Origin of the sequence: Streptomyces sp. NPDC006265, assembly GCF_040613555.1 — a bacterium.
Classification (GTDB): Bacteria; Actinomycetota; Actinomycetes; order Streptomycetales; family Streptomycetaceae; genus Streptomyces.
Map to the genome: position 1 here is coordinate 1 of NZ_JBEXSH010000773.1, position 4,467 is coordinate 4,467.

At 71.1% G+C, this 4,467-nt stretch carries 3 protein-coding genes; 1 reads left to right on the forward strand and 2 read right to left on the reverse strand.

Annotation, left to right across the window (positions count from 1 at the left end; genetic code table 11):
• Positions 1-94: 94 nt before the first annotated feature.
• Both ABZ281_RS39595 and ABZ281_RS39600 read right to left on the reverse strand, forming a co-directional pair.
• Positions 95-1,636, reverse strand: coding sequence for an MFS transporter (locus ABZ281_RS39595; protein ID WP_356662826.1), 1,542 nt, complete (start codon positions 1,634-1,636; stop codon positions 95-97).
• Between the two features lie 296 nt (positions 1,637-1,932).
• Complete coding sequence (locus ABZ281_RS39600) at positions 1,933-2,577, reverse strand: helix-turn-helix domain-containing protein (RefSeq protein ID WP_356662827.1); 645 nt, start codon at positions 2,575-2,577, stop codon at positions 1,933-1,935.
• A 398-nt stretch (positions 2,578-2,975) separates the two neighbouring features.
• Between ABZ281_RS39600 and ABZ281_RS39605 the strand changes: the two genes are divergently transcribed.
• Entirely contained in the window at positions 2,976-4,241 is a 1,266-nt protein-coding gene (locus ABZ281_RS39605; RefSeq protein WP_356662828.1) for a M6 family metalloprotease domain-containing protein, read from the forward strand.
• The last annotated feature ends 226 nt before the right edge of the window (positions 4,242-4,467 follow it).

The window sequence follows — 4,467 nt, forward strand, 5'->3', positions numbered from 1 at the left end:
GACGCGGGAGCCGGGCAGGTCCTGGATTCCGTGGGTAAGGGGCGTCCCCTTCCCCGTGCCTACGGATGGCCCGAAGGAGTGTGGTGCCCGGCCGTCAGTGGGCGACGACCGGGATCTGCACCTCGTCCGCCGCGTCCTCGTCGGAGGACGCCACCGTCGTACCGCCCGGGCGGCCGGCGTTGACGAACGTCAGGGCGATCGCGGCGGCCACCACGAGGATGCCGACGGCGAACCAGATGGCGCTGGTGTAGCCCTCCACCATGGCCTCCAGCTGGACCAGCTGCTGCTGGGACCGGCTGGTCGCCCCGGCGATGTGGTCGGCGACGTACGCCGTGGTCGCCGAGGCGGCGATGGTGTTCAGCAGGGCCGTGCCGATCGCGCCGCCCACCTGCTGCGAGGTGTTGACCATCGCGGAGGCGACACCGGCGTCCCGCGGCTCGACGCCCTGGGTGGCCAGCGACATGGCCGGCATGAACGCCGTACCCATGCCGAGGCCGAGCAGCAGCATCGCCGGCAGCAGCAGAGCGGCGTAGGAGGAACCGATCTCCAGCTGGGTCAGCAGCAGCATGCCGAGCGCGGCGACCAGGAAGCCGGGACCCATCAGCAGGCGCGGCGCGACCCGCGTCATCAGACGGGTGCCGATCTGGGTGGAGCCCGTGATCATGCCCGCGATCATCGGCAGGAAGGCGAACCCGGTCTTGACCGGCGAGTAGCCCTTCACGATCTGCAGGTAGTAGGTCAGGAAGAGGAACAGGCCGAACATCGCGATGATCGCGAGACCGAGGGAGAGGTAGATCCCGCCGCGGTTGCGCTCGGTGATCACGCGCAGTGGCAGCAGCGGGGCCTTGACCTTCGACTCGACGAGCACGAAGGACGCCAGCAGTACGGCCGAGGCGACGAACATGCCGACGGTGACGGAGTCGCTCCAGCCGTTGGACTCGGCGCGGGTGAAGCCGTAGACGAGGGCGACCAGGCCGAGGGTGGACAGGATGACGCCGGGGATGTCGAGCGCGGAGCGGTTGCGGCCGCCCTCGGGCTCACGGATGACGAAGTAGGCGCCGGCCGCGGCGACGATGGCGAACGGGATGTTCACGAAGAACGTCCAGCGCCAGTCCAGGTACTCGGTGAGGAAGCCGCCCAGGATCAGACCGACGGCGCCGCCGCCACCGGCGATCGCGCCGTAGATGCCGAAGGCCTTGGCACGCTCCTTGGCGTCGGTGAACATCACGGCGAGCAGGGAGAGCGCGGCGGGCGCGAGCAGGGCACCGAAGGCGCCCTGGAGTGCACGGGCGCCGAACATCATCGCCTCGTTGGTGGCCGCGCCGCCGAGCGCCGAGGCCGCGGCGAAACCGCCGAGCCCGAGGACGAACGCCCTCTTGCGGCCCCACAGGTCGGCTATCCGGCCGCCGAACAGGAGCAGACCGCCGAAGGCGAGGGCGTAGGCCGTGACCACCCACTGCCGGTTGCCGTCGGAGATGCCGAGGTCCTGCTGGGCGGAGGGCAGGGCGATGTTCACGATGGTGGCGTCCAGGACGACCATCAGCTGGGCGAGCGCGATGAAGACGAGCGCTTTCCAGCGGCCGGCATCCGGTTCCGCGCCCGGAGCGCGGAGAGCCTTTGAGGCTGTTTCAGACATGGGGATACCCACTTCGGGACTTCGTGACGGAAAAAGCTGACGAAAGGTGACGGCCCGTCCTCGGGGGACGGCCGCAGGGACTGTGGTTCAGGTGTTCAGGCGGGCAGGCGGGCGGGCAGGCGGCAGTAATTCAGGCACTCAGGCACTCAGGCACTCAGGCGGTCGGGCGTTCAGGCGGTCAGGCGTTCAGGCGTTCAGGCGTTCAGGCGTTCAGGCGTTCAGGCGTTCAGGCGTTCAGGCGTTCAGGCGTTCAGGCGTTCAGGTTTCAGACCGGTGGGGCGGGCTGAACTGATCGGTCAGGGGCGGCGCAGATCCTCCAGCGTCACGGCCGCGCCCGGGAGGGTGGAACGAGCCGGAGCCCGCAGCCCGTCCAGGAACAGCTGAAGATGGCGGTGGACGAAGCGGTCGGCGTGGAAACAGTCCGTACCGGCCGGGGGCCGGCTGAGCTGCGCCACGGCGATCATGACGTCCCCGACGTCCACGTCGGACCGGAGCTGCCCGGCCGCCCTGGCCCGCTCCATGACCTCCGCGACCAGTCGTTCGACCCGTTCGCGCGCGGCCTCCAGGTCCGGGTGGTGCTGGTCGAACGTGCTGGAGACCATCGGGCACAGCGCGCTGATCCGCTCGTCGGCCGCGGCGTGCACGAAGCGCTCCAGCGCCTCGAACGCGTCGCCGGTCTCGGTGAGCGCGGCCTCGGCGGCGGCGGCCGTACGGTCCATGACGGAGCAGACGACCTCGCGGACGAGCGCGTCGCGGTCCGGGAAGTTGCGGTACACCGTGGCATTGCCGACGCCGGCCCGGCGGGCGATGTCGTCGAGCGGCACCTCGGGGCCGTGCTCGACGAACATCTCCCGGGCGGCGGTGACGATCCGCTCCCGGTTGCGCAGGGCGTCGGCGCGGGGCCGGGACACCTTGCGCGTGACGGGGCTGGCGGTCTGCACGGCGTACTCCTGATGCTTGTAGGTGTGCGTGGTGTGGAAGCTGTGGTGCTTGAGGGTGTCCGGTGCTCCGATCCGGGGAGCGGGTCCCCGTTTCGATCCGGCACATGGCTAAACGGGGAGTGGGTCCCCGGTATTTCCCGCTCCTGCGGGATTTACTTGTGACCTGCCTCACAAACGCACCGCGGGCCGCCACGCCACTGCGGGAATCCCACGATCGGTCTCTTCCAGCGGGCGGCCGCCCATCCCGTGACGCAGGGTGATCGTAAGGGTACAGCCGGAGACCGGGAGGCTGTCGCGGCGCGGGAGGTCCCTTGCAGGTCCCTTGCACACAGCCGCGGCCCCGGCGCCCCCGCCCGGACGGCACCGGCCTGCCCGGCGGCCGGATACCCAGGCGCCGGCTGGCCGCCCTGGCCTGCGTGACCGCCCTGACCTTCACGGTCAGCACCTCGGCCGGCACGGGCCGCCTCACCCCGGGCACCAGTACGGCGGGGTCCGGCCCGGTCACCCTGTCCCACACCGCCGAGCACGGCCCCTGCATGATCCGTGGCGCCCGCGAGGTCCAGATGTCCGAGGGCATCCCCACCTCCACCGGCTACACCCGCTCCACCGGCACCGTCCGCGCCCTCACCCTGATGGTCGACTTCTCCGACGCACCCGGCCAGGGCGACGCCCAGGAGCGCTACCACGAGTTCTTCCCGCAGACCCGCGAGTGGTTCCGCACCAGCTCCTACGGCCGCCTCGACTACCGCCCCAAGACCCCGATACCGGGCTGGCTGCGGATGCCGAAGTCCTTCCGCGAGTACGGCATAGAGCGCGGGGCTCCGTTCGACCCCGGCTACCGCACGCTGGTCCAGGATCTCGTCGCCGCGGCCGACCCGAAGGTGGACTTCCGCGCGTACGACCTGCTGAACGTCCTGATGAGCCCCAACGCCGGCCCCTCGGCCCTGGACACGGTCCTGTCCGTCACCTTCGCCGGCAATCCGGAGGCACCCAGGGCCGACGGCATACCCGTGGCCAACGCCTCCTTCGTCTACTCCCGCCAGGACGACGGCTCCGGCTCCTACGACCGCACCGGCTACCGCGTCCTCCCCCACGAGAACGGCCATGTCTTCGGCCTGCCCGACCTGTACACAGCGGAGGGCGGGGGCGCGGTCGGCCACTGGGACATCATGAGCGAGGACTGGGGCGCCAACAACGACTTCCTCGGCTGGCACAAGTGGAAGCTGGGCTGGCTCGACGCCGCCCAGGTCCACTGCGCGGCCTCCCCCGGCACCACGGAGTACACCCTGACGCCCCTGGCCCTGGCCGGTGGCTCCAAGCTGGTCTTCGTCCCCCTGGACGGCAGAACCGGCTACGCCGTCGAACTGCGCACCCGCGCCGGCAACGACGAGGCGGTGTGCCGCCCCGGGGTCCTGATCTACAAGGTCGACGCGGAGGTGGACACGGGCATGGGCCCCGTATCGGTCCTCGACGCCCGGCGTGACAGCGGCGGCTGCACGCGCGCGCCGAACGTCCACGCCGAGTTGTCGGACGCGACCTTCACGCCCGGGGAGAGGTTCCGCGACGCGGCGAGGGGGATCACGATCGAGGTCACGGGCGTGGGGGCGGGGGCGGCGGGGGCAGGTGTCGAGGAGGGGTATCGAGTGCGGGTGACGAGGGAATAGGGAGTCACCGCGGCACACAGGGGCGGATGTTCATGGAGCCCCTCCCGGCCTCCGGGCCACCGATTCCGGATTACGGTGGGCCTGCCGCGACCGTCGCGACCGCCGTACCGGAGAACCGATGCCAGCGAAGCGCACGCCCGAGACCCCGGAGGGGTCCGCCCCACCGGCCGCCGAGAAGGAGCCGTCGCCGGTCGGGGAAACGACCGCGTCGGCCACCGCCACCCCG

Bases quoted from the DNA above. Each gene is read 5' to 3' on its own strand.
- ABZ281_RS39595 (WP_356662826.1), bottom strand. From the start codon at position 1,636: ATGTCTGAAACAGCCTCAAAGGCTCTCCGCGCTCCGGGCGCGGAACCG.